The sequence below is a fragment of the Streptomyces sp. NPDC040405 genome, assembly GCF_055595765.1.
In genome coordinates this window covers 231,929-254,086 of sequence record NZ_JBVIVI010000007.1, presented here as the reverse complement: position 1 = coordinate 254,086, position 22,158 = coordinate 231,929, and the positions used below count along the sequence as shown (strand labels likewise).

The window sequence follows — 22,158 nt, the reverse complement described above, 5'->3', positions numbered from 1 at the left end:
GCAAGCCTACGAAGTCTGGGCGGAGGCCGGGAGAGCACGGACCATGCGTCCCTTGCCCTGAGCCGTGGCGAGCAGCCCTTGCCCCTCCATCTGAGCCAGTGCTCGACGCACCGCTGTCCGCGACGCCCCGAAGTCCTCGCAGAGCCGTGCCTCGGAGGGATACGTGTCCCCGACCGCCAGCGGAGTCGCCGTGATCAGCTCCGTCATGCGCTCGACCAACGGGCGCTGGTCGGATGTGCCAGTTACCGTACGCCCGGCCCCGGGCACCGAGTGGATCAGGCCCTCATCCTGCAGCAGCGCCAATGCCCGCCGGACCGTCGTCCGAGATACGTTGTGGTCTCTCATGAGTTGTGCTTCAGAGGGCAGCGTCGAAGTAATCTGCCCCTCGCTGATCTCTTTGCGCAGAGTATCCGCGATCACGAGATACGTACCTCGCGGGCTGGCCCCGGACATCTGACCTCCTCCACTCTTCACTGCTCATGAGTGCTCACGTCTTCGTGCTTCATGACCTAGCGTTCCATGACTGGGGCGAGGACGCTCCACCAAGACGACGGCGCCGCGCCCATCAACCCATGGGCGCCCCACGCTGTGTGGTCGATGGCGGAGACGCTGAGGCTGAGGGTGCCTAGAGGTGAGTCGTCGGCCCGCTCGCCATGGCAAAACACCCATCGCGCCTCGTGGTCAGGCTGCTTGACAGAGGCGCGGCCAGTGACTCCCCCCACACCGGAGGAGGGACTTTCACTGTGGGAGTGCACCCGGTCACTATATGATGAAGGATCAGTTTGGCACGAGCGGAGGCTGTCATGGACTACCACTACGAGTCACTACTCGACGAACGCTTCCAGATGCTCTGCCAGTCGCTACTGCTTTGCGAGTACCCCGGCGTCCAGTGCTACCCCGTTGGGATGCCGGATGGAGGGAGAGATGCCACAGCTCCGGAAGCTAACGGAAAAATCGTGTTTCAGGTCAAGTACGCGCGTAATCCGTCAGGTATCGCAGACCCTCTTAAATGGATTATTGATGCCATAAACGGAGAAGTCGAGAAAGTCAAGAGGCTTGCCGATCGGGGGGCCACATCATTCGTCTTGATGACTAACCTTTCAGGCACCTCGCACTTGGATTCTGGGCGCATGGACAAGGTTCAGGCCCATATGGATAAAGTGATGCCTGTCAGCGCATCGTGCTGGTGGAGGGATGATATTGATCGACGCCTAGACGTCAATTACAACCTCAAACTGAAATACCCCAGTCTGCTATCTGGCGCCGATATAATTAGAATTCTATGGGAGACGACCGGGAGCGGACAGGATAAGCGCCGTCGATCGAATGCCTTGGGTGCCTATTTCGCTGATCAAAGTGAGCGGGACTCAAAAGTCCGCTTTAAGCAGGCGGACCTTTCTCCCAGCCCTATCTTCGACCTATTCATTGACGTGCCAGCGATTCCCCGCAGGATCACTGAAAAAGTAGCTAGGCGAAATATTTCCAACTATCGCCACTCCGTCATGTCGATACTTAGAGACCGCGAGGAAGGAGAGGATGAGGGGTTCATTCTCGACGACATTAACCTCTTCGAAGAGCCTGGTTCTCACGTATTGACTTTTGATACAGGAAATGATCCAAGTGCCGAACATTCCGTCGGCGCCGCCAGTCTGCTACTAAGCCACGCCTTCGGCTCCTCAGTTTCAAGGATCGTACTTGAGGGAGCTCCCGGTCAGGGAAAGTCGACCTTCGCACAGTACATTGCCCAGGTTCACCGGGCTCGTATCCTGCATTCGGAAGCAGCTGCCAATCTTCCTCCGCAGGACGCCGTTAGCCCTTTGATGATGCCGTTCAAAATGGAACTTCGAGACCTAGCCACTTGGCTTAAGGGAATCGACCCCTGGGCGCCAGGAGAAAGCACCGAGCATGGGCGCCCACGTTCACTCGAAAGTGCTTTGGCTGCCCATGTTGAACGGTATTCTGGAGGAGTGCCGTTCGACGTATCGGACCTGCTTTTTGTACTGCAAGAAGCGGCTGTATTGGTCATTCTCGACGCACTGGATGAGGTGGCCGATTTGGATGATCGGCAGCGGGTGGTTGATGAAGTATCCGCAGCTGCCACCCGCCTGGAAAGCCGTAATCCAGATCTAAAGCTGGTGATCACTAGCCGACCAACAGCAGTGGCGGGGTCGCCGACATTCGACGGTTCTAAATTCTTCTATTTGGCACTCACGGCCATCCAGCCGCGCCTAGCCATGCAATACACAAGGAAATGGGCTAATGCTCGCAATTTGGATGAGACAGATCTGGCAATGCTGCTTGCCACCCTGGAACAGAAGCTTCGAGCCCCACACATGGCAGAGCTCGCTAAAAACACCATGCAGCTCTCAATTCTTCTCAGCCTAACCCATTTGAGGGGGTCAACGCTCCCAGATAAGCGGACCGAACTCTACGACGCCTACATCGATGTTTTCCTTAACCGGGAAGCCGAGAAGGACCGAACCGTTCGCGAAAACCGGGAACTGCTGATAAACATTCATCGCTACCTTGGCTACTATTTGCACGCCCGTGCTGAGGTTAACGGAGCGACGGGTCGTATCAGTACGGAAGAACTTCGTGATGTTCTCATTTCCTTCTTGGAACGAGAAACAGCCAGTAGCCCCTCTATGCAACGTAGGGTGGCCGAGCTCATCGACTCTCTCCTGACAGGAGTGGTGGAGAGGGTGGTTGCTCTTGTCTCTCGTGTGGAGGGAACGTACGAGTTTGAGGTGCAACCTCTACGGGAGTACTTTGCAGCCAAATACTTGTACGAGACTGCGCCCTATGCCCCAGCCACTAGGAATCAGACCGGCACGAAGCCAGACCGATTCGATGGAATCGCACCGAATCCCTACTGGATGAACGTGACAAGGTTCTTCGCTGGATGTTTTTCCAAAGGTGAGCTTCTTGACCTAGCAGATCGGACTGCGCGGCTCATTGAAGAGAACGATGTAGCCGATGCAGTGTATCCCAGGACGCTAGCCATCTGTTTGCTGCAAGACTGGGTATTCACGCAATCGACAGCCTCAATGAAAAGGATTTTGGAGGCCGTCTTCGATAAACCGGGAATCCGTTGGGCAGCCGCTAAAAGCATGAACTCGCCAGGTGGGGCTTACGGGGCTGGTGCTTCCCTTGAGCTGTCGCCATCTGCTGGCTATGAAAATCTCGTGGACCATATCTGGCCACTTGTGAAATCGGCAACTCCCGGAGAACCCCTTAAGGCCGTTTGTCAACTACTTCGGCAGCAGCCCGAGAACTCTTTGATTGCCGACCTTTGGTATAGGGAGGCCACTGAAAAGAAGCCCGAAGAATTGATTTCTTGGCTCACTGTCGGGAATTGGCTGACAGTATTCAAGTATCTGGATTTTGCTCGTTTTAAGAGCATCTTGCAGACAATGGATCCTGCTGGCATTAACTGGGGGCTTGTCGCATATCTGCAGGCGGGTGGTAAGCTAGAAAACTTGTCGTCCACTGAGCGACACCAAGCCATTACGGCGATTCTAGACGGCGTAGGGGATAGTGAATTCACGACGCTGAATGCGAAGTCTGATATTGCTGTTATCGGTGCGACTGAGCCAGCGATTCTTGCTAATGTACTTCGGAGTCCTGAGTACGCACGATTTGTGGTTTATAATCTGGGCCTCGAAATTTCGGAAGCCGCGAAGCGCGCTGATGAGTATTCCGCCTTGCTCCGGCATGCGGGAAAAATCAACGATCCCGAATTTGCGCTTTCGTTTACCTTCTGGCGAGAATTTCTCGACAGGATACACGCTACGTTTGGAAAGACCTGGCGTGAGCACGCACTGGCCAATGTTGCGGTAGCCACCAAAGACCCAGCCGAGAGGGGTGCAGGCGCCAATTCGCTATTCGATGAGAGTCGCTCGCTTCTGGATAGATTGCGGAATGCGCGGCGTCGACCGCGGCAAGTCGCTTGGTGGGAAGGCCAATACGAGCGTGCTGGTGACTCTATCGATCGCAGCCTATGGGTTGTCGCGGTATTCTCGTGGGTGCATCCCAATTCCCTAGCAGATCTCGTCAAAACCTTCAATCGTGCTATTCAGGAGTTGGACGATACCGCGTATGCGGCCGTCCTTGAAGCTTGTGAACTCGCCGAATTCTATGCGAAGTACTCTCGCAGTTCTCTGACACTTGAGGGAGTTGCTCTGTCAGACTTGAATTGGCGTACCGTCGCACTACTGCACGGTCGCCTCTCGGCGCCAGATCGCCAGAAGGTGACGGTTACATTTCTGCGATCCAGGTCTAAGGACAAGCTAGCAGGCTCGATCTTCATGGATCATCTCATCGTTGAGATGATCGCTGGTCGACTTAGCATTGACGATGGCCTTCGTCTCGTTTCTTCTGGTGTCCGACGGGGCATTAGTTCAAGGCGCAGGTATCCTCACCATGAGAGGATGGGACTCAAAGCTATTAGGGATATGCGGCCTCAGATTATGAAGCACTCGTGGGACATGCCAACACGACTGGTCGCTGCAGCTCACGCCGGTTCCGATACTCGCCGCCGCTTTCCGCCGGTTATGGAAATTGCCGATAAGCAAAAATGGTTTGACGAGTAGAAGCGCTTCACCATCCGGAAATGGAGCACGCACGGCACACCAGACAGTCGTTGGGCCTTCGTCGCCTGCTGGGGCAGACGAGTGCCACGCCGCACGGCGCAATTTCGGCGGCTCGCGGCCAACCTGTGGCCAGGGTTCGCTCCTATAGCGGTGGGGCGAAGGCTGAAGCGCAGGTCAAGGCAGGGGGCGGCCCGACGGAGCGAACGGTCTTGAAAACCGTCGTGGCAGCGATGTCACCGTGGGTTCAAATCCCACAGCCTCCGCCGAGGTCAGCGAAGTAGCTGGTCAGAAGGGGTGCCCCGAGCTGAGGGGCACCCCTTCTGTGTCCGCTGGCGTCAGGAGATGGAGACGCTGGTGCCGAACTCGAACACCCTGGATCCGTCCGGCCCGACCTGACCGATCTGATCCCCCTGACAGTTCGGAAGGTCGAAGACGGCGGCGGGCTGGTTGGTGTTGTTCACCACGAACATGGGCCAGACGTTCGTCGTGTAACAGCCGCTCGGATTGGTGTATTTGGTCAGACCGACGGTCAAGGTGCCCTCGGCGGCCACGGCCGATCCCGCTGACGACAGGGCGAGGGTCACCGCACTCGTCACCGCTGCCACAACAAGCCCAATGCGACGCATCGTTGCCTCCTGCTCAGACACGATCCGGAGGAGGCGCCGACCGCCTCCTGACCCATTGCTAGCGGCGGTCGCTCGACAGGCGCTCACGGCTCGCGTGAGTGCTGCCGGTGCTCCAGTGGGGCGGAGGCGCCGGGGTCAGGCGGTCCGGGGGTGAAGTAGTGGCGGGCGAGGTCGTCGGTGAGGCCCGGGCCGGTGGGGTGCCAGTCCAGGAGGTCGCGGGTCAGGGCGTTGGACGCCGGGGCGTCGGCGGCGAGGAAGCGGGCCAGCCAGCCGAAGTGCTCGGCGGCCTTCTCGGTGGGGAGGGAGGTCACCGGCAGGTTGAGGTGATGGCCGATCACCTCCGCGATGGTGCGGAGCTGTACGCCCTCCTCGCCGGTGCCGTGCAGTACCGATCCGGCCGGGGCCTTCTCCACGGCGAGCCGGAACAGCCGTGCGGCATCGAGGCGGTGGACGGCGGGCCAGCGGTTGGATCCGTCGCCTACGTAGCCGGAGACGCCCTTCTCGCGGGCGATGTCGATCAGCCGCGGGACGAAGCCGTGGTCGCCCTCGTCGTGGACCGACGCGGCGAGACGCACGATGGACGCACGGACGCCGCGTGCGGCGAAGCCCAGCGTCGCCTGTGCGCTGGCCTCCCGGGGGCCCGCGGTCGCGTCGCCGGGCTGGTCCCGCTCGGTCGCGACCCGTCCCGGGGCGACTCCGAGCAGGCCGGAGGCGACGACGAGCGGGCGATCGGTTCCCTCGAGCGCGGCGCCGAAGGTCTCGATGGCGCGTAGGTCGGTCTTGATGGCGCCCTCGTAGTCCGAGAAGTCGTGGATGAACGCGAGGTGCACGACCCCGTCGGCCGCGGTGGCGCCCGCGCGCAGGCTGTCGACGTCGTCGAGGCTGCCGCGGTGCACCTCGGCCCCGGTTGCGGCGATGGCCTCGGCCGAGGCGTCGGAGCGGGCGAGACCGAGGACCTGGTGGCCCGCGCGGATGAGCTCCGGAACGACGGCGGAGCCGATGAAGCCGGACGCGCCGGTGACGAATACACGCATCAGTGAGACCTCCAGGGTTGGCCTGTCCTCGGCGCAGGGCGCGTCTCCGGACGAGACGATGTCAGTCGCTGTCATCGGAATCGTACCACCGTGATGTCAGTCACTGTCATCGCGTAGGATCGGGGTCATGGGTCGATGGGAGCCGGGCGCGCGTGAGCGGCTGGAACGGGCGGCGTTGGAGCTCTACGTCGAGCGGGGATTCGAGCAGACGACGGTTGCGGAGATCACCAACCGGGCGGGCCTCACGGAGCGCACGTTCTTCCGCCACTTCGCCGACAAGCGCGAAGTGCTGTTCTCGGGTCAGACCGAGCTGCTCGAAGCCTGCGTGAACACCATCGTCGGCACGCCCGACGCCGTAGCTCCCCTCGACGCGGTGGTCGATGCTCTCCGGGTCGTCTTCGCCCGACTCGAAGAGCGTCGTGAGTTCTCCCTGAAGCGCCAGACCGTGATCGCCGCGAACCCCGGACTTCAGGAGCGTGAGCTGCTGAAGCTCGCCTCGCTCGCCTCCGCTGTGGCCGACGCGCTACGGCGACGTGGTGTCGCGGAGCCGACCGCGAGCCTGAGCGCCGAGGCCGGGGTCGCGGTCTTCAAGGTCGCGTACGAGCGCTGGATCGGCGAACCCGGCGGGCGGAAGCTGGCCGACGTCATGCGGGACTCCCTCGACCACCTCAAGGCCGCGGCCGCGGGCTAGCGGCGCGTTCACGCCGTCACGGGGCGGCGGTCATGCGACCGGCGGCAAGGGGTGGCCGGTGGTGCTGCGGGCCGCGGAGGCGACCGTGGCCTCCGCTTCGCGCCGGGTCAGGCCGGTGTGGAGCGCTGCTTCGACGAGGGCGGGGGCCAGTTCGTCCCCCGCGCCCGCCTCGTACGCCCGGCAGGCGGCCCAGAACAGCCGGTCGTTGCGCCGCCCCTCCTGGGATTCGCGGACGAACCGTACGAGGGCGGCGTCGCGCCCGGGCGTTCCGCCGCTGCTCGGTTGGGCCAGTGGCTTACGTACCGGGGGTCGCAGCAGGCTGAGGAGCGCGGGTGGTGCGGGGGCGGGCCGCCAGGCGGGGGAGCCGGGCGCCAGGCGGTAGCGGCCGCGTGAGGTGGCCGAGCCGGGGCCGACGAGGTAGCCGCCCGTCCCGCGGATGTCGATGCCGGGGGCGATCCGGCCGACGGAGTTGGGGACGGCGATCCCGGGCGGCCCGCACAGCCACAGGTGGCGCCCGCCGCCGGGGGTGAGCACGGTGACGGTGCGGGGGACGGCGAAGGCGTACCGGCGGGCCAGGCGCACGAGTGCGGCGGCGCCGTCGACGCGCGGTTCGTGCTTGAGGTCGAGGTCGACGCCGATGAGGTGGTGCGGGGCGCAGCCGCAGGCGATGCCGTAGCCGGTGGCCCAGGGGGCGGCGGCGAACAGCGCCCGGATCGCCGCCGGGTCGGCGGACGCGTCGTGGACGCCGTGGCCGAGCCGCCCGCAGGCGCCGCGGCAGGGAAGGGGGACGGGGTCGTGGTGGTGAGGGGAGCGCACGGCGGGCAGCTTCGCCCGGGTCAGCGGGATCACGCGGAAGCCATGGGCGGCGGCGGCAAGGGCATGGGCGAGTGGAGTGTTCGCCATGCCTTCCATTTTCGAACAAAGGTCCGATAAGGGGAAGGGGGTCGGCGCGTCGGGGCGGTCCGGGGCGCGGGGGTGCGTCGAAGGTTTGAACGGAGTTCATCATGCTTGCGTGGTAATACGTCGTTCGGTGCGCTTCGTCTGCCGCCTGGTGGGCAACTTTCCGTCATGGCAGGTGTTCCCGCATGACCGGCGCGAGTGAGTAGTGGTGATTCATTGAGTGAAACGGGACGGGTGAGGTCGTTTACGGTCACGCGGCGGCGCTTCGGTGTCGTCGCGTGGTCGTGCTCGGCGGTCCTTGGCGGTCCTTGGCGGTGCGTGGCGGCGCTCGTCGGGGCTTGGCGGTGCGTGGCAGTGCTTGTCGGCGCTCGGCAGTGCTTGACAGCGCCAATTTATCTGACGGATAGTCAGAAAGCTTTCCCGTGCGGTCGTACGACACCGTCGAGCCCAGGGGAGTCCGCTGCTCATGCACCTCGCCCCCACGCCCCGCCAGCGGCAGCTGCGCGAGGAACTCCGCGCTTACTTCCGTGAGTTGATCACTCCCGAGGCCCGTGCGGCCCTGTCGGGAGACCCGGCGGCCCAGCGGCGGCTGTTGCGGCGGATCGGCGACGACGGGCTGCTCGGACTCGGCTGGCCGGTCGAGTATGGCGGCCAAGGACGCGGCCCCGACGAGCAGTTCGTCTTCTTCGACGAGGCGTACCGGGCGGGCGCACCGGTCTCCATGGTCACGCTCAACACGGTCGGTCCGACCCTGATGCGGTACGGCACCGAGGAGCAGAAGCGGTTCTTCCTGCCGCGCATCCTCAGCGGTGAGATCGTCTTCGCGATCGGCTACTCGGAACCGGAGGCAGGCACCGACCTCGCCTCGCTGCGCACGAAGGCTGTGCGGGAGGGGGACGGGGAGAACGGGAGCGAGGGGCGGGGCGACGAGTCGTGGCGGATCGACGGCGCCAAGACCTTCACCAGCAACGCCCAGAACGCCGACTGGATCTGGCTCGCCTGCCGCACCGACCCGGAGGCGCCCAAGCACAAGGGCATCTCGATCATCCTGGTGCCCACCGACGCCCCCGGCTTCTCCTGGACACCGATCGAGACGGTCGCGGGCCTGACCACGACCGCGACCTACTACGACGCGGTGCGCGTCCCGGCCGGCCACCTCGTCGGCGAGGAGAACGGCGGCTGGGGACTGATCACCACTCAGCTCAACCATGAGCGGGTCGCGCTCGCCGCCATCGGCATGCAGGCCGAGGACTTCTACGAGGCCGTCCTCGCCCACGCCCGTACCCCCGATCCGGACACCGGAGCCCGGCCCGCCGACCAGGACTGGGTACGGGCCCGGCTGGCGGAGGCGTACGCCCGGCTGGCGGCGACCCGGCTGCTCAACTGGCGGCTGGTCGGGGACGTGGGGGCGGGGACGCTGAGCCCGGGCGACGCGAGCGGCGTCAAGTTCGCGGGAACCGAAAGCGCGGTGGCGGTGTACTCCCTATGTCAGGAAATCACGGGAGACGCGGGGCTGATCCGGTCGGGGTCGCCGGGGGCATTCGGGGACGGCGAGCTGGAGCGGATGAACAGGGCCGCGCAGATCAACACCTTTGGGGGCGGGGCGAGTGAGGTGCAGAGGGAGATCGTGGCGACGATGCGGCTCGGCATGCGGCGGGGGCGGCGATGACCACTGAGCTGAGCGAGTTGGCTGAGTCGGGCGAGTTGTACGGGAGGCTGCGGGCCTACGAGGGCCAGGTGGCGGCGAGCGGCGGTGAGGGCAGGGACCCGGTCAACGAGCCCATGATCAGGCATTGGTGCGAGGCGATGGGCGACACCAACCCCGCCTATCCGGGCATCGCACCGCCGACGATGCTCCAGGCGTGGACGATGGGCGGGCTCGGCGGGCATCCCGGCGGCTCGGCCCGGTCGGAGGCGTACGACGAGCTGCTGGCGCTGCTCGACGAGGCGGGCTGCACCTCGGTCGTCGCCACGGACTGCGAGCAGGAGTATCTGCGGCCGCTGCGCCCAGGAGACCGGATCACCTTCGACGCGGTGATCGAGTCGGTGTCGCCGAGCAAGACCACCAAGCTGGGCACGGGACACTTCGTCACCACGAGGATGGACATCTGGGCGGGCGGTGAGCCGGTCGGTACGCATCGCTTCCGCATCCTCAAGTACGCGCCGGTACGCCAGGGGCCGAGGCAGCAACCGGGGCCGAAGCTGACGCCGACGCCGGAGCAGAAACCGGAGCTGGAGCAGAAACCGGAGCTGGAGCCGAAGGCGAAGCGCCCGCGTCCCGTCATCAACCGGGACAACGCGGGGTTCTGGGAGGGAGTCGCCGCCCACCAGCTGCTCATCCAGCGCTGCACCGGGTGCGGCAGCCTCCGCTTCCCCTGGCTGCCGGGGTGCGGCGGCTGCGGTTCGCCGGAGTGGGACACGGTTGCGGCCTCCGGCGCGGGCAGGGTGTTCAGCTACGTGGTCATGCACCATCCGCCCTTCCCCGCCTTCGAACCGCCGTATGCCGTGGGCCTGATCGAGTTGGCCGAGGGGGTCCGCATCGTCAGCAACATCACGGGGGTGCCGTACGACAAGGTGCGCATCGGCATGCCCGTCGAGCTGGAGTTCCTGCGGGCCGACGACGAGCTGGAGCTGCCCGTCTTCCGAGGGGCGGTGGCCTGATGGACTTCACGCCCACCGCTGAGCAGCAGGCCGCCCGGGATCTGGCGGCGGAGATCTTCGGCGATCTGTCCACCCATGAGCGGCTGTCGGCTCTCGGCACCGGTGTCGACGGCGACCTGTGGAAGGCGCTCTGCGCGGCGGGGCTGCCCGCCGCCGTGGAGGAAATCGGTCTGGTCGGTCTGGTGCTGCTGCTGGAGGAGCAGGGCCGGGTGACCGCCCAGGTGCCGCTCGCGGCGAGCTGTGCGTACGGCCTGCTGCCGGTGGCCCTCCACGGCACGGAGGAGCAGCGCGCGCGGCTGCTGCCCGCCCTCCGGGACGGTACGGCGGTGGCGACGGCCGCATACCGGGCCGGTTCCCGTCCGCCGGTGGCCTCGGCCCGCCGCACCGCCGCGAGGTGGGCGCTGACTGGCACGTTTCCGATGGTCCCCTGGCTGCGGGTCGCGAAACATGTGCTGGTCCCGGCGCTCACGGAGGACGGGCGCACACGCTGCTTCCTGATCGAGGCCCCGGCTACCTCTGCCCCGACTGCCCCTGCCCCTACTTCCGCCCCGCCCACGTCTGCCCCGGCCACCTCTGTCGCATCCACGCTTGCCGCATCCACCCCTGCCGCGCATCCCTCCGACGCGCCCGTCCGGACCGCACCCATCGAGACCACCGCGCCCTGGGCGGCGGGGCGGCTGACGCTCCATGACGCACCAGCCGAGCCACTCGGCGACGCCGGCGCCTGGGCCGATGTGCTCGGCAGGGCTCGTACGGCCTTCGCCGGGCTGCAGGCGGGCGTCTGCCAGGGTTCGGTGGCGCGGGTGGTCCACCACACCTCCGTCCGTGAGCAGTTCGGGCGCCCGCTCTCCGCCCAGCAGGGCGTGCTGCTGCGCACCGCGGATGCCCATATGGACACCGAGGCGATCCGGGTGACCGCCTATGAGGCGGCCTGGCGCTACGACCAGCGGCTGTCCGCGGCCACCCACGCGCTCACCACCGCCTGGTGGGCCTGCGAGGCGGGCAGACGGGTCGTCCACGCGGGGCAGCATCTGCATGGGGGTATCGGCGCCGATGTGGAGCATCCGGTGCACCGGCACTTCCTGTGGGGGCGGCAGTTGGACGCGTATCTGGGCCCCGCCCCCGCCCTGCTGGCCGAGCTGGGCACCCTGCTCACGGAGGAGGCGGCCGTATGACGATCACGGCCTGCGCGGGCGAGGCGCTGCCCCCACTGCGCATCCCGATCACTCGGACGCTCATCGTCTCCGGCGCTCTCGCCTCGCGGGACTACCAGGATGTGCACCACGATGCCGAGGCGGCCAGGGAGAAGGGCTCTCCGGACATCTTCATGAACATTCTGACCACCAACGGCCTGGTCGGGCGGTATATCACCGACCACTTCGGGCCCCGGGCCCGTCTTCGGAGGGTCGCCATCCGGCTCGGTGCCCCCAACTACCCCGGGGACGAAATGGTGTTGACCGGAGAGATCAGCTCGATCGCCGACGGCATGGCGGAGGTCGCCGTGACCGGGACGAACGCCATAGGCCGCCATGTGACCGGCACGGTCACGGTGGAGCTGTTCGCGGAGCTGACCGCAGAGGCGCCCACCGGTTCCCCGGCGGGGGCGGTCCGATGAGCGCCCGTCGGCCGGACCGGCTCGGGGGGCGGGCCGCCGTCGTGGGCATCGGCGCCACCGAGTTCTCCAAAGACTCCGGTCGCAGCGAGCTGAAGCTCGCGGCCGAGGCCGTCCGGGCGGCGCTGGACGATGCGGGGATCGCCCCGGCCGAGGTCGACGGGCTGGTCACGTTCACCATGGACACCAGCCCGGAGATCACCGTGGCCCAGGCGTGCGGCATCGGCGAGCTGACGTTCTTCTCTCGGATCCACTACGGCGGGGGCGCCGCCTGCGCCACCGTGCAGCAGGCCGCGCTCGCCGTCGCCACCGGGGTCGCGGAGGTCGTCGTCTGCTACCGCGCGTTCAACGAGCGCTCCGGGCGTCGCTTCGGATCCGGGGTGCGGCACCGCGAGCCGTCGGCCGAGGGGGCGGCGCTCGGCTGGTCGCTGCCCTTCGGCCTGCTGACGCCCGCGTCCTGGGTCGCCATGGCCGCGCAGCGCTATCTGCACACCTACGGTCTGACGCCCGAGGTCTTCGGCCAGGTGGCCGTCGTCGACCGCCGTCATGCCGCCACCAACCCGGCCGCCTATTTCCATGGCAAGCCGATCACCCTGGCCGACCATGCGGCCTCCCGCTGGATCGTGGAGCCGCTGCGGCTGCTCGACTGCTGTCAGGAGACGGACGGCGGCCAGGCGATCGTGGTCACCAGCGTCGAGCGGGCCCGTGACCTCCCGCGTCCGCCCGTCATGATCACGGCGGCGGTGCAGGGCTCGGGCCGGGCGCAGGAGCAGATGACGAGCTTCTACCGGGACGATCTCTCCGGGCTGCCGGAGATGGGCGTGGTCGCGCGGCAGCTGTGGAGCGGCAGCGGGCTGACCCCCGCCGACATCGATGTGGCCATCCTCTACGACCACTTCACGCCCTTCGTGCTGATGCAACTGGAGGAGTTCGGCTTCTGCGAGCGGGGCCAGGCGGCCGGGTATGTCGCCGAGGGCGCGCTGCCGCTCAACACCCACGGCGGTCAGCTCGGCGAGGCATATCTGCACGGGATGAACGGGATAGCGGAGGCCGTCCGTCAGATACGCGGCACGTCCGTCAACCAGGTGCCGCACGCCGCCCGCGCCCTGGTCACCGCGGGCACCGGGGTACCGACATCCGGGCTCCTCCTCGGCGCAGACGGCTGAACCACGCGCGTGTCTGCGGCACCGGCCCTCCGGTGTCCACATTGACTCCTCATATGAACCGAGGAAAGAAGAGCAGATGGATGTTCATGGGCTGGGCTGCCAGTCTGATCGCGGTGCTGGTCACCTCGGTCACCGGCCCCGCCTCCGCCTCGGCGGAAGTCCTCCCCGACCCACGGCCCCTGGGCGCCAAGGTCTTCCAGGGCTGGGGCTTCGACACCTGCCACGCTCCCTCGCTCGCCGCACTGCGCGCGTGGAATGTCTCCCGGTACCGCGCCGTCGGCGTCTACTACGCGGGTCGCGGCCGGGCCTGCCCCAGCCAGCCCAACCTCAGCGTCTCCTGGATGCGCGGAGTGAAGAGCATGGGATGGCGTGTGCTGCCCATCTTCGTGGGGTCCCAGTCCCCCTGCGTCCGCAACAAGAACAAGAGGCATGTCGCCATCGGCGGCACGCCCTGGTCACAGGGGCGCAAGGAGGGGAAGGACGCGGTGGCCCGCGCGAAGGCGCTGGCGATGAAGAAGCGCAGCGCGCTCTACCTGGACATGGAGGCATACGACCAGGGGAAGGCGAGCTGCGCGGCCACCACGCTCTCCTTCATCCGCGGCTGGAACCGCGAGGTGCGGTCGCATGGCTTCTTCCCCGGTTTCTACAGCAGCGCCGAGTCCGGGGTGCGGCATGTGGAGAGGTCCCGGAAGGCGGGGATCCGTGATCTCCCCTCCGTGATGTGGTTCGCGCGCTGGAACGGGAAGGCGGCGCTGGCCGGTGAGCCGGTCCTGGCCCCGAAGGCATGGCATCCGCACCGTCGCATCCATCAGTACGTGGGCAATGTGAGCGAGAAGCACGGCGGCCGGACGATGCAGATCGACCGCAACAAGGTGGACGCGCCGGTCGCGATCATCAGCTGAGCCGTCGGCCGCCGGGGGTGAACGCCGGGTGCCCCCTCCGGCACAACCCTGACAGAAGTCGTACGCTCTCCATCCGCAGGAGGTGTCGGTACCCCTACCCCTACAACCTCAGGTTGATGCGGCTTCGGCACTTGGGACCGATCCGCAGTGAGCCGCTCACTCCCTAGCGTTGGGGCATGACCACGACCGTGTGCCCAGGGGCTTCCCCCGCCGCGTTCCCGTCGTTCTCCTCGTACGTACGGGCGCGGGGTCCGATGCTGCTGCGCACCGCCCGCTCGCTGACGCCCAACGTCTGCGACGCCGAGGACCTGCTGCAGACGGCGCTGGCCAAGACATTCCTCGCCTGGGAGCGGATCGAGGACCACAAGGCGCTGGACGGCTATGTGCGCCGCGCGCTGGTCAACACGCGGACCTCCCAGTGGCGCAAGCGCAAGGTCGACGAGTTCGTGTGCGAGGAGCTGCCCGAGCCGGACCCGGTCCCCGCGCCCGACCCCGCCGAGCAGCAGGTCCTGCGCGACATGATGTGGCGCGCGGTGCTGCGGCTGCCGGACCGCCAGCGGGCCATGGTCGTACTCAGGTATTACGAGGACCTGAGCGAGGCCCAGACGGCGGAGGTCCTCGGGGTGTCCATCGGCACGGTCAAGAGCGCCGTCTCACGCGCCCTCGCCAAGCTCCGCGAAGACCCGGAGCTGTGCCGCGCGGCCTAATGGCGAGTGGTCGAAGGGGAGTCCGAGGGCCAAGCGGGGTAGTGACATACCCGCCGGTCGCTTGCACAATCGGCGGACTACCCGCGCGTAACCGTAAGACCCTGGAGGCCACGGTGCTCAGCACGATGCAGGACGTACCGCTGACCGTGACCCGCATTCTCGAGCATGGAGCGCTCGCCCACGGCAAGGCCCAGGTGGTCACCTGGACCGGTGGCGGTGAGCCGCAGCGCCGTAGCTTCCACGATGTGGGCCTGCGCGCCACCCGGCTGGCGAACGCGCTGCGCGACGAGCTGGGCGTCGAACAGGGGCAGACGGTGGGCACGCTCCTGTGGAACAACTGCGAGCATCTGGAGGCGTATCTCGCGGTCCCCTCCATGGGCGCCGTGCTGCACACGCTCAATCTCCGGATGCCCACCGGCCAGCTGACCTGGATCGTCAACCACGCCGCCGACCGAGTGATCGTGGTGAACGGTTCGCTGCTGCCGCTCCTCGCCCCGCTGCTGCCCGAGCTGGGTTCCGTGGAGCACGTCGTCGTCACCGGGCCGGGCGACCGTTCCGTACTGGACGGGTGCCGGGCCAATGTCCACGACTACGAGGAACTCATCGAGGGCCGTCCCGAGCGTTTTCCCTGGCCGGTGACCGACGAGCGCCAGGCCGCGGCCCTGTGCTACACCTCCGGGACGACCGGCGACCCCAAGGGCGTGGCCTACAGCCACCGCTCCATCTTTCTGCACTCGATGCAGGTCAACAGCGCCGAGTCATTCGGCATGTCCGCGAGGGACACGCTGCTTCCCGTAGTGCCGATGTTTCACGCGAACGCGTGGGGCACCCCGCACGCCGCCTTCATGGCGGGCGCCTCGATGGTGATGCCCGACCGCTTCCTGCAGCCCGCCCCGCTCGCCGACATGATCGAGGCCGCCCGGCCCACCTTGGCCGCCGCCGTCCCCACCATCTGGCAGGGACTGCTCGCCGAGCTCGGCACCAGGCCACGGGACGTATCGAGCCTCGCCCATGTCTACATCGGCGGGTCGGCCTGCCCACCGTCCCTGATGAAGGCGTTCGAGGAGCGGCACGGCATCCGGGTGGTGCACGCGTGGGGCATGACGGAGCTGTCGCCGCTCGGGTCCATGGCCCATCCGCCCGCCGGTCTCACGGCGGAGGAGGAGTGGCCGTACCGGGTGACGCAGGGCCGGTTCCCGGCCTCCGTGGAGTACCGGCTGATCGCGCCCGACGGCGCGGTCGTGCCCACGGACGGGGTCGCGGTCGGCGAACTGGAGGTGCGCGGACCGTGGGTCGCGGACGCGTACTACGGAGGGGCGTCGGGCGAGCCCATGCGGCCGGAGGACAAGTTCACCGAGGACGGCTGGCTCAAGACCGGCGACGTCGGCACGGTCTCCCCGGACGGCTATCTGACCCTGACCGACCGGGCGAAGGACGTCATCAAGTCGGGCGGCGAATGGATCTCGTCGGTCGAGCTGGAGAACCATCTGATGGGCCATCCGGAGGTCGCCGAGGCGGCGGTGGTGGCGGTGCCCGACGACAAGTGGGACGAGCGCCCGCTCGCCACGGTGGTGCTGAAGGAGGGTGCCACCGTGGACTACGCGGGGCTGCGGGAGTTCCTCGCCGAGCGGGTCGCGCGCTGGCAGCTGCCGGAGCGCTGGGCCCTGATCCCGGAGGTGCCCAAGACGAGCGTGGGGAAGTTCGACAAGAAGGTCATCCGGAAGCGGTACGCGGACGGAGAGCTGGAGGTGACCACGCTCGACTGAGGCCGCCCCGGCTGAGGCTGTCCCGGCTGAGGCCGTTCCCCTCAGCCGGTGCCGAGCCTTCAGAGGGCGCCAAGTCTTCAGTTGGTGCCGATCTTCGCCAGCAGGTCGACGATCCGGGCCTGCACCTCGTTGCTCGTCGAGCGCTCCGCGAGGAACAGCACCGTCTCGCCCGAAGTGAGCCGCGACAGGTTCGCCGGGTCGATGTCCGCGGAGGTGTAGACGACCAGCGGGGTGCGGTTGAGCAGCCCGTTGCCGCGCAGCCAGTCGACGATCCCGGCCCGGCGGCGGCGTACCTGCATCAGGTCCATCACCACCAGATTCGGCCGCATACGCCCCGCGAGCGCCACCGCGTCCGCGTCCGTCGCGGCCCGGGCGACCTGCATGCCGCGCCGTTCCAGGGCCGCCGTCAGCGCCGCCGCGATCGGCTCGTGCTCCTCGATCAGCAGGACGCGCGGCGGATGCTGTTCGCTGTCGCGCGGGGCGAGCGCCTTGAACAGGACGGCCGGGTCGGCCCCGTACGCCGCCTCCCGCGTCGCCTGCCCGAGCCCCGCCGTCACCAGCACCGGCACCTCGGCGGCGACCGCTGCGGTACGCAGCGACTGCAGGGCCGTCCGGGTGATCGGCCCGGTCAGCGGGTCGACGAACAGCGCCGCCGGGTACGCGGCGATCTGCGCGTCCACCTCCTCGCGGGAGTTCACGATCACCGGGCGGTAGCCGCGGTCGCTCAGCGCCTGCTGCGTGGACATGTCCGGCGCGGGCCACACCAGGAGGCGGCGCGGGTTGTCCAGCGGCTCCGGGGGCAGTTCGTCGTCGGGCGGCGGGGTGCGGTCGTCGACGATCTCGATGGCGCCATTGGGCCCGTCCAGCGGCTCCGGCCCCTCGGCTCCCTCGTCCGGCGCGCCGATCGCGAAGGCGCGCCCCGAACTCTGCGGCGAGGCCGGGCGGGGCGGCTGCGGCCCCGGGCCGGGCTGGCTGCGCGGCTGTGCTCCGGGCGGGGGCCCGGCCTGGCCAGGGGCCTGCCCCGGGGCCTGGGGGTGGGCGCGGCTGGCCGCGGGTTCCAGTTCTGCCGAGGTGTTCTGCTCCGCCATGTCGGGCCGGGCGGCCAGCTTGCGCCGCCTGCCGGATCCCGCGGTGGCCGTACCACCGGAGGGCGTCTGGGGCTGCTGTGGCTGTGGAGTGCGCTGGTGTTCGCTGACCTGCTGCGCGAACGGCACCCCTTGGCCCAGCGTGCGCACGCTGAACGCGCGCCCCTGAGTGGTGTCCGCGCCCTGCGGAGCGCCCTGCGGGGGGCTTTGGGGCGCGCCCTGGGGAGCCGGGGGTGCCTGGGGGTCGCCCTGGGGCGGGTTCTGGCGTGCGTTCTGGGGCGGGCTCTGGGGCGGCGCGTTGCGCGGCACCTCGGGAGGCAGCTGCTGCGCAGGGGGCTGCGCCCCGGGCACGGACTCCGGCTGATCCTCGGAGAGAGGCCGCCGGGCGCGGCGCCGCCCGGTGGGCTGGTCCGCCTGCTGGTCGCCGAGGGAGTCCTGCGACGCCTCGCCCCAGGCGGGCTGCTGCTGTTCCGGGGTGCGGGCGGCGGGGAGCGCGGGCATGGCGGACTCGCCCGGACCGGCGCCCGGCCCACCCGGTCCAGCACCTCGTGCGGCGCCCGGTCCGGCGCCCGGCCCGGCCGTTCCGGGGCGCGGGGGCTGTGGCCCGCCCTGACCCTGCGGCAGCCGACCCTGCTGGGCCGGTGCCTGCGGGGCCTGGCCGGGACCGGACGGCCAGCCTCCGTTGCGCGCGGTGCCGCCCGGGGGCACGGGCTCGCCCCGTACGGCCAGGCCACCGCCCTGCGGCTGGGCCTGCGCCTGCGGAGCGGCGCCGATGCGCGGGTCCCGGCCACCGTGCTGCGCGGGGACCAGCCCGTTGGGCCCGGCGGGGCCCAGCTCGGGCGGCAGCGCGCCGGGCTGGGCCCGGTCGGCCGCCGCGGGCGGCAGCGCGAACGGAGACCGCGCCACTTCCCCCGCGGGCTGCGGCTGAGCCTGGGGCTGCTCGGGCGCCGACCGGTTCGGCGTCTCGGAAAGGGGCCGTCGGGCGCGGCGGCGTCCGGCGAGCTGGGCCGCCTGATCGCCCTCGGCGGAGTCCTGGGACGCGTCGCCCCAGGCGGGCTGCTGCTGTTCGGGGGTGCGGACGGCGGGGAGCGCGGGCACGGCGGACTCGCTCGTACCGGCTCCGCCCGGGCCATTCGCGCCGGGACGGTTCGCGTCGGCCGCCGCCGGAGGCAGCGCAAAGGGGGAGCGGCCGCCTCCGCCCTGGCCGCCCTGCTGCGCCGGGTACGGACCGTCGGCCTCCTGGGCCGGGGAGCCGCGCCGCCGACCGCCCGCGGCCGGGGGCTGAGCGGCCATGCCCTGCGGCGGTACGACGCCCATCGCGGCGGGGCCGACCGGCTGCGGACCGCCTCCGCCGCCCTGGCCGTCCGTACCGCCGTCCGCCGCCGTGGCCTCGTCGGGGCGCGGGCGCGCCCGGCGCCGCCCGGTCGGCCGCGGCTGGTCCTGCTCGCCCTGGTGGTGCTCGCCGGTCTGGTTCTGCTGCCGCGGATCGGAACCGGTGGAACCGGTCTCCGCGGGGAGTGCGGTGGATACGGAACCGTTCTGCGCGCTGCTCGTGTCCGTTCCCGCAGCGTCCCCCGGAGCGCCCTGCGGATCGCCGGAGCCGGGGGCGCCGTTCGGATCGCCGTCCGCGCCGCCGCCGGAGGTGTCCGCGGCCGCGCCGGTTCCGCCGCCGGAGGTGCCCTGCCCCTGCGTGCCGTGCGTACCGTCCGCGCCCCCGGACACCGCCTGGGCGTCGGCCTTCGCGCGCTCCTGGTCCGCGGCCGCCGCCGAGATCGGCACCTCCAGGACGTAGGCGTGCCCGCCCATGCCCGGCATCTCATGCGTCTGCAGCACGCCGCCGTGCCGGCGCACGATCCCGCGCACGATCGGCTCGTGCACCGGGTCGCCGCCCGCGTACGGCCCGCGGACCTCGATCCGTACGACGTTGCCGCGCTGCGCCGCCGCGACCACGATCGTCGAGTCCCCGGACGCGCCGCCCCCGCCGGAGGCCGCCTTGCCGGTCGAGTCGACCCCGGCGACGTCCGCGATCAGATGGGCGAGCGCCTGGGCCACCCGCTGCGGGTCCACTTCGGCCTCGATCGGCGGGGCGTGCACGGCGAACTGCGCGCGCCCCGGGCCGATCAGCTCGACCGCGCCCTCCACACCGGCGGCCACGACCTCGTCCATCGAGACCGCGCACCGGGTCAGTTCCTCGCCGTCCGCGTCGAGCCGCTGATAGCTCAGGACGTTGTCGACGAGCGTGGTCATCCGGGTGTACCCGGCGGCCAGGTGGTGCAGGATCTGGTTGGCCTCGGGCCACAGCTGCCCGGCCGGATCGTCGGCCAGGACGCCGAGTTCGCTGCGCAGCTCCTGGAGCGGACCGCGCAGCGACTGGTCGAGCACCGCGAGCAGCTGGCCGTTGCGGGCGGCGAGGGCGTCCAGCCGCTCCGCGGACGTCTGCCGCTCCCGGTCGAGCTGCCCCTGCAGCTCCTCCAACGCCTTCGCGTGCTCGTCGCGAAGCTCCTCCAGCTCCTTGGCGTGCTGCGCCGTGAGGCTTTCCACCTCCTCGGCGTGGGCCGTGGCGAGGGCATCCTCGGCGCGCCTGTCGGTGAAGGTCATGACGGCGCCGACGAGTTGCTCGCCGTCCCGTACGGGCGCGGTCGTCAGGTCGACCGGTACCGCGCTCCCGTCCTTGGCCCACAGCACCTGGCCGCGCACCCGGTGCTTGCGGCCGGAGCGCAGGGTGTCCGCGAGCGGGGACTCCTCGTACGGGAAGGGGGAACCATCCGGGCGCGAGTGGTGTACCAGAGAGTGAAGTTCCTGACCGCCCAGGTCACTGGCCCGGAAGCCGAGGATCTGCGCCGCGGACGGGTTGACGAGGACCACCTTGCCCTCGGTGTCCACGCCGACCACGCCCTCCGCCGCCGCGCGCAGAATCATCTCGGTCTGGCGCTGCTGGCGGGCGAGTTCGGCCTCGGTGTCGAGCGTCCCGGTCAGGTCCCGCACGATGAGCATCAGCAGCTCGTCGCCGGTATAGCTGTACTGGTCGGCGTACGGAGTCCGCCCGTCCTCCACGTTCGCGCTGGTCACCTCTACGGGGATCTGGGCCCCGTCGGTGCGCCGCGCGATCATCCGGGTCGGCTTGGTGCTGATCGTCTGTTCCACTTCCCCGGGCCTGCGCATCGACCCGGGGATCCGGTTGGGATCGAAGGAGGGAAGGAGATCGAGCAGACCACGGCCCACGAGGGCGGTGCCCGGAGCCTCGAACGACTCCAGCGCGATGTGGTTGGCGTTGACGATCGTGCCGTTGCAGTTGACCAGCACCAGCGCGTCGGGAAGAGCGTCGAGTATCGCTGCGAGGCGAGCAGCGCCTCGGGATGGCCTGCTGCTCACGACGACGCTTCCTCCCTGACTTACCGCACCTTGCTGACACCCGCGGTCATTGTGCCGCCTGTCCGTGGAGTGTCTCAGGGGAGTCTACGGGCACCAAGGGCGGGCGCGGCGGTAGATGAGAGGGAGGTCGCAGGACGACGTGCGCGTCTCGGCGCACGCCCGGACAAACCTCGCGGCCCCCTCCGCCGCACACTCCCGGCCCAATCCCCAGGTCAGCTCCCAGGCAGACGCAAAACGATCGAGAAACGGTTCCACCGGGCGATTTCACATCCGTTCGTTCGCGTGAAGCGAGCATGGACGGGATGGCCCGCCCAGCGCCCTCTCACCGTCGCTACGGCCTCCCCGCCGTACTGCCCCGTGCACATCGCCCCGGGCGGTACCGGCGCGAACGGATCCCGTCCCCACTCGGTCTGCTCGTCCAGCTGACGGCACGCTGCCCGGGCCCGGGGATGCGTACCGCCGGTGGGGTGGCACGCCAGTACGTACCGCACGGCGTCGAGGTGCCGACCCGTCTCGCTCATCCTGATGACGAGACGGTCGGAACTCTCCCCCTCGTACGACACCGGCAGCGGCAGCGGCGTGGCCCCCGCGGGGCTCAGCGCAGACACGGTGACGGCGAGGGCGGCGGCGGTGGTGACGGCGAGGCGATGCAGCAGGGGCATGTCAGTACTCCTGGTGTGATCGGACCGGGGCACGCTGCCCCTGCCCCTGCTAACGCGCCTCCTCCGCGCGCGTTGCGCCGCCATCCGGGCACTGCGCCCCCAAAGAGCTTTGCGGTCCTGCCCGCCTGCCGAGTACCGTAGGCGGCGATTGGTGACATCCCGCTGGGCTGTGACATCATCTGCACACACCACATCGCGCTCGCGCGACACGGTGTGCTGGAGGCTTCGCCTAGTCTGGTCTATGGCGCCGCACTGCTAATGCGGTTTGGGCCCTAAAGCCCATCGAGGGTTCAAATCCCTCAGCCTCCGCTTCTCGAGAGCCCCGGTCGTTCGCGACCGGGGCTCTCGTGCGTACGCCCTCCGAGTGATGGGCCCCCTCCGC

The 22,158-nt window shown here is 68.7% G+C and carries 16 protein-coding genes and 2 tRNA genes; 12 read left to right on the top strand and 6 right to left on the bottom strand.

Going from position 1 to position 22,158, the window contains the following annotated elements; translation table 11 throughout:
• Positions 1–6: 6 nt before the first annotated feature.
• Complete coding sequence (locus ACZ59A_RS27925; RefSeq protein ID WP_470963777.1) at positions 7–453, bottom strand: GntR family transcriptional regulator; 447 nt, start codon at positions 451–453, stop codon at positions 7–9.
• Positions 454–803: 350 nt separating this feature from the next.
• Here ACZ59A_RS27925 and ACZ59A_RS27920 point away from each other — a divergent pair, with 350 nt between their 5' ends.
• Complete coding sequence (locus ACZ59A_RS27920) at positions 804–4,592, top strand: NACHT domain-containing protein (RefSeq protein ID WP_470963774.1); 3,789 nt, start codon at positions 804–806, stop codon at positions 4,590–4,592.
• 157 nt (positions 4,593–4,749) lie between these two features.
• Positions 4,750–4,855, top strand: a tRNA-Ser gene (locus ACZ59A_RS27915).
• Between the two features lie 72 nt (positions 4,856–4,927).
• Here the strand turns inward: ACZ59A_RS27915 and ACZ59A_RS27910 are convergent.
• Entirely contained in the window at positions 4,928–5,239 is a 312-nt protein-coding gene (locus ACZ59A_RS27910) for a hypothetical protein (RefSeq protein ID WP_470963771.1), read from the bottom strand.
• A 62-nt stretch (positions 5,240–5,301) separates the two neighbouring features.
• Positions 5,302–6,252 (bottom strand): SDR family oxidoreductase, encoded by a 951-nt coding sequence (locus ACZ59A_RS27905; protein ID WP_470963768.1) that lies wholly within the window; start codon positions 6,250–6,252, stop codon positions 5,302–5,304.
• A 127-nt stretch (positions 6,253–6,379) separates the two neighbouring features.
• On the opposite strand from ACZ59A_RS27905, the gene ACZ59A_RS27900 reads away from it, so the two are divergent.
• The gene (locus ACZ59A_RS27900; protein ID WP_470963765.1) at positions 6,380–6,943 is read left to right on the top strand and encodes a TetR family transcriptional regulator; all 564 of its coding nucleotides are present in this window, start codon (positions 6,380–6,382) and stop codon (positions 6,941–6,943) included.
• 30 nt (positions 6,944–6,973) lie between these two features.
• Here the strand turns inward: ACZ59A_RS27900 and ACZ59A_RS27895 are convergent, their stop codons facing one another.
• A complete protein-coding gene (locus tag ACZ59A_RS27895) occupies positions 6,974–7,846 on the bottom strand; it encodes a bifunctional DNA primase/polymerase (protein ID WP_470963762.1) in 873 nt (290 codons plus the stop codon).
• A gap of 463 nt (positions 7,847–8,309) precedes the next feature.
• Between ACZ59A_RS27895 and ACZ59A_RS27890 the strand changes: the two genes are divergently transcribed.
• From ACZ59A_RS27890 to ACZ59A_RS27855, 8 genes are all read left to right on the top strand, one after another.
• Complete coding sequence (locus tag ACZ59A_RS27890) at positions 8,310–9,512, top strand: acyl-CoA dehydrogenase family protein (protein WP_470963759.1); 1,203 nt, start codon at positions 8,310–8,312, stop codon at positions 9,510–9,512.
• Positions 9,509–10,504: a bifunctional MaoC family dehydratase N-terminal/OB-fold nucleic acid binding domain-containing protein gene (locus ACZ59A_RS27885; RefSeq protein ID WP_470963756.1), complete on the top strand. Its 996-nt coding sequence runs from the start codon at positions 9,509–9,511 to the stop codon at positions 10,502–10,504. The genes ACZ59A_RS27890 and ACZ59A_RS27885 overlap by 4 nt, the downstream gene beginning before the upstream one ends.
• Positions 10,504–11,679: an acyl-CoA dehydrogenase family protein gene (locus ACZ59A_RS27880; RefSeq protein WP_470963753.1), complete on the top strand. Its 1,176-nt coding sequence runs from the start codon at positions 10,504–10,506 to the stop codon at positions 11,677–11,679. The genes ACZ59A_RS27885 and ACZ59A_RS27880 overlap by 1 nt, the downstream gene beginning before the upstream one ends.
• Positions 11,676–12,119 (top strand): MaoC family dehydratase, encoded by a 444-nt coding sequence (locus ACZ59A_RS27875; protein WP_470963750.1) that lies wholly within the window; start codon positions 11,676–11,678, stop codon positions 12,117–12,119. The genes ACZ59A_RS27880 and ACZ59A_RS27875 overlap by 4 nt, the downstream gene beginning before the upstream one ends.
• A complete protein-coding gene (locus ACZ59A_RS27870) occupies positions 12,116–13,282 on the top strand; it encodes a lipid-transfer protein (RefSeq protein ID WP_470963747.1) in 1,167 nt (388 codons plus the stop codon). Before ACZ59A_RS27875 ends, ACZ59A_RS27870 begins: the two co-directional genes overlap by 4 nt.
• Before the next feature lie 53 nt (positions 13,283–13,335).
• Positions 13,336–14,184, top strand: coding sequence for a DUF1906 domain-containing protein (locus tag ACZ59A_RS27865; RefSeq protein WP_470963744.1), 849 nt, complete (start codon positions 13,336–13,338; stop codon positions 14,182–14,184).
• A gap of 176 nt (positions 14,185–14,360) precedes the next feature.
• Positions 14,361–14,891, top strand: a complete 531-nt coding sequence (locus ACZ59A_RS27860) for a SigE family RNA polymerase sigma factor (RefSeq protein WP_468043322.1) — start codon at positions 14,361–14,363, stop codon at positions 14,889–14,891.
• A gap of 113 nt (positions 14,892–15,004) precedes the next feature.
• Positions 15,005–16,657 (top strand): long-chain fatty acid--CoA ligase, encoded by a 1,653-nt coding sequence (locus ACZ59A_RS27855; protein ID WP_470963740.1) that lies wholly within the window; start codon positions 15,005–15,007, stop codon positions 16,655–16,657.
• Between the two features lie 77 nt (positions 16,658–16,734).
• On the opposite strand, the gene ACZ59A_RS27850 is transcribed toward ACZ59A_RS27855, so the two are convergent.
• Both ACZ59A_RS27850 and ACZ59A_RS27845 read right to left on the bottom strand, forming a co-directional pair.
• Positions 16,735–21,114: a response regulator gene (locus tag ACZ59A_RS27850; RefSeq protein ID WP_470963737.1), complete on the bottom strand. Its 4,380-nt coding sequence runs from the start codon at positions 21,112–21,114 to the stop codon at positions 16,735–16,737.
• Between the two features lie 212 nt (positions 21,115–21,326).
• Positions 21,327–21,776: an SSI family serine proteinase inhibitor gene (locus ACZ59A_RS27845; protein ID WP_470963734.1), complete on the bottom strand. Its 450-nt coding sequence runs from the start codon at positions 21,774–21,776 to the stop codon at positions 21,327–21,329.
• A 218-nt stretch (positions 21,777–21,994) separates the two neighbouring features.
• Here ACZ59A_RS27845 and ACZ59A_RS27840 point away from each other — a divergent pair.
• A tRNA-Ser gene (locus ACZ59A_RS27840) sits at positions 21,995–22,085 on the top strand.
• The last annotated feature ends 73 nt before the right edge of the window (positions 22,086–22,158 follow it).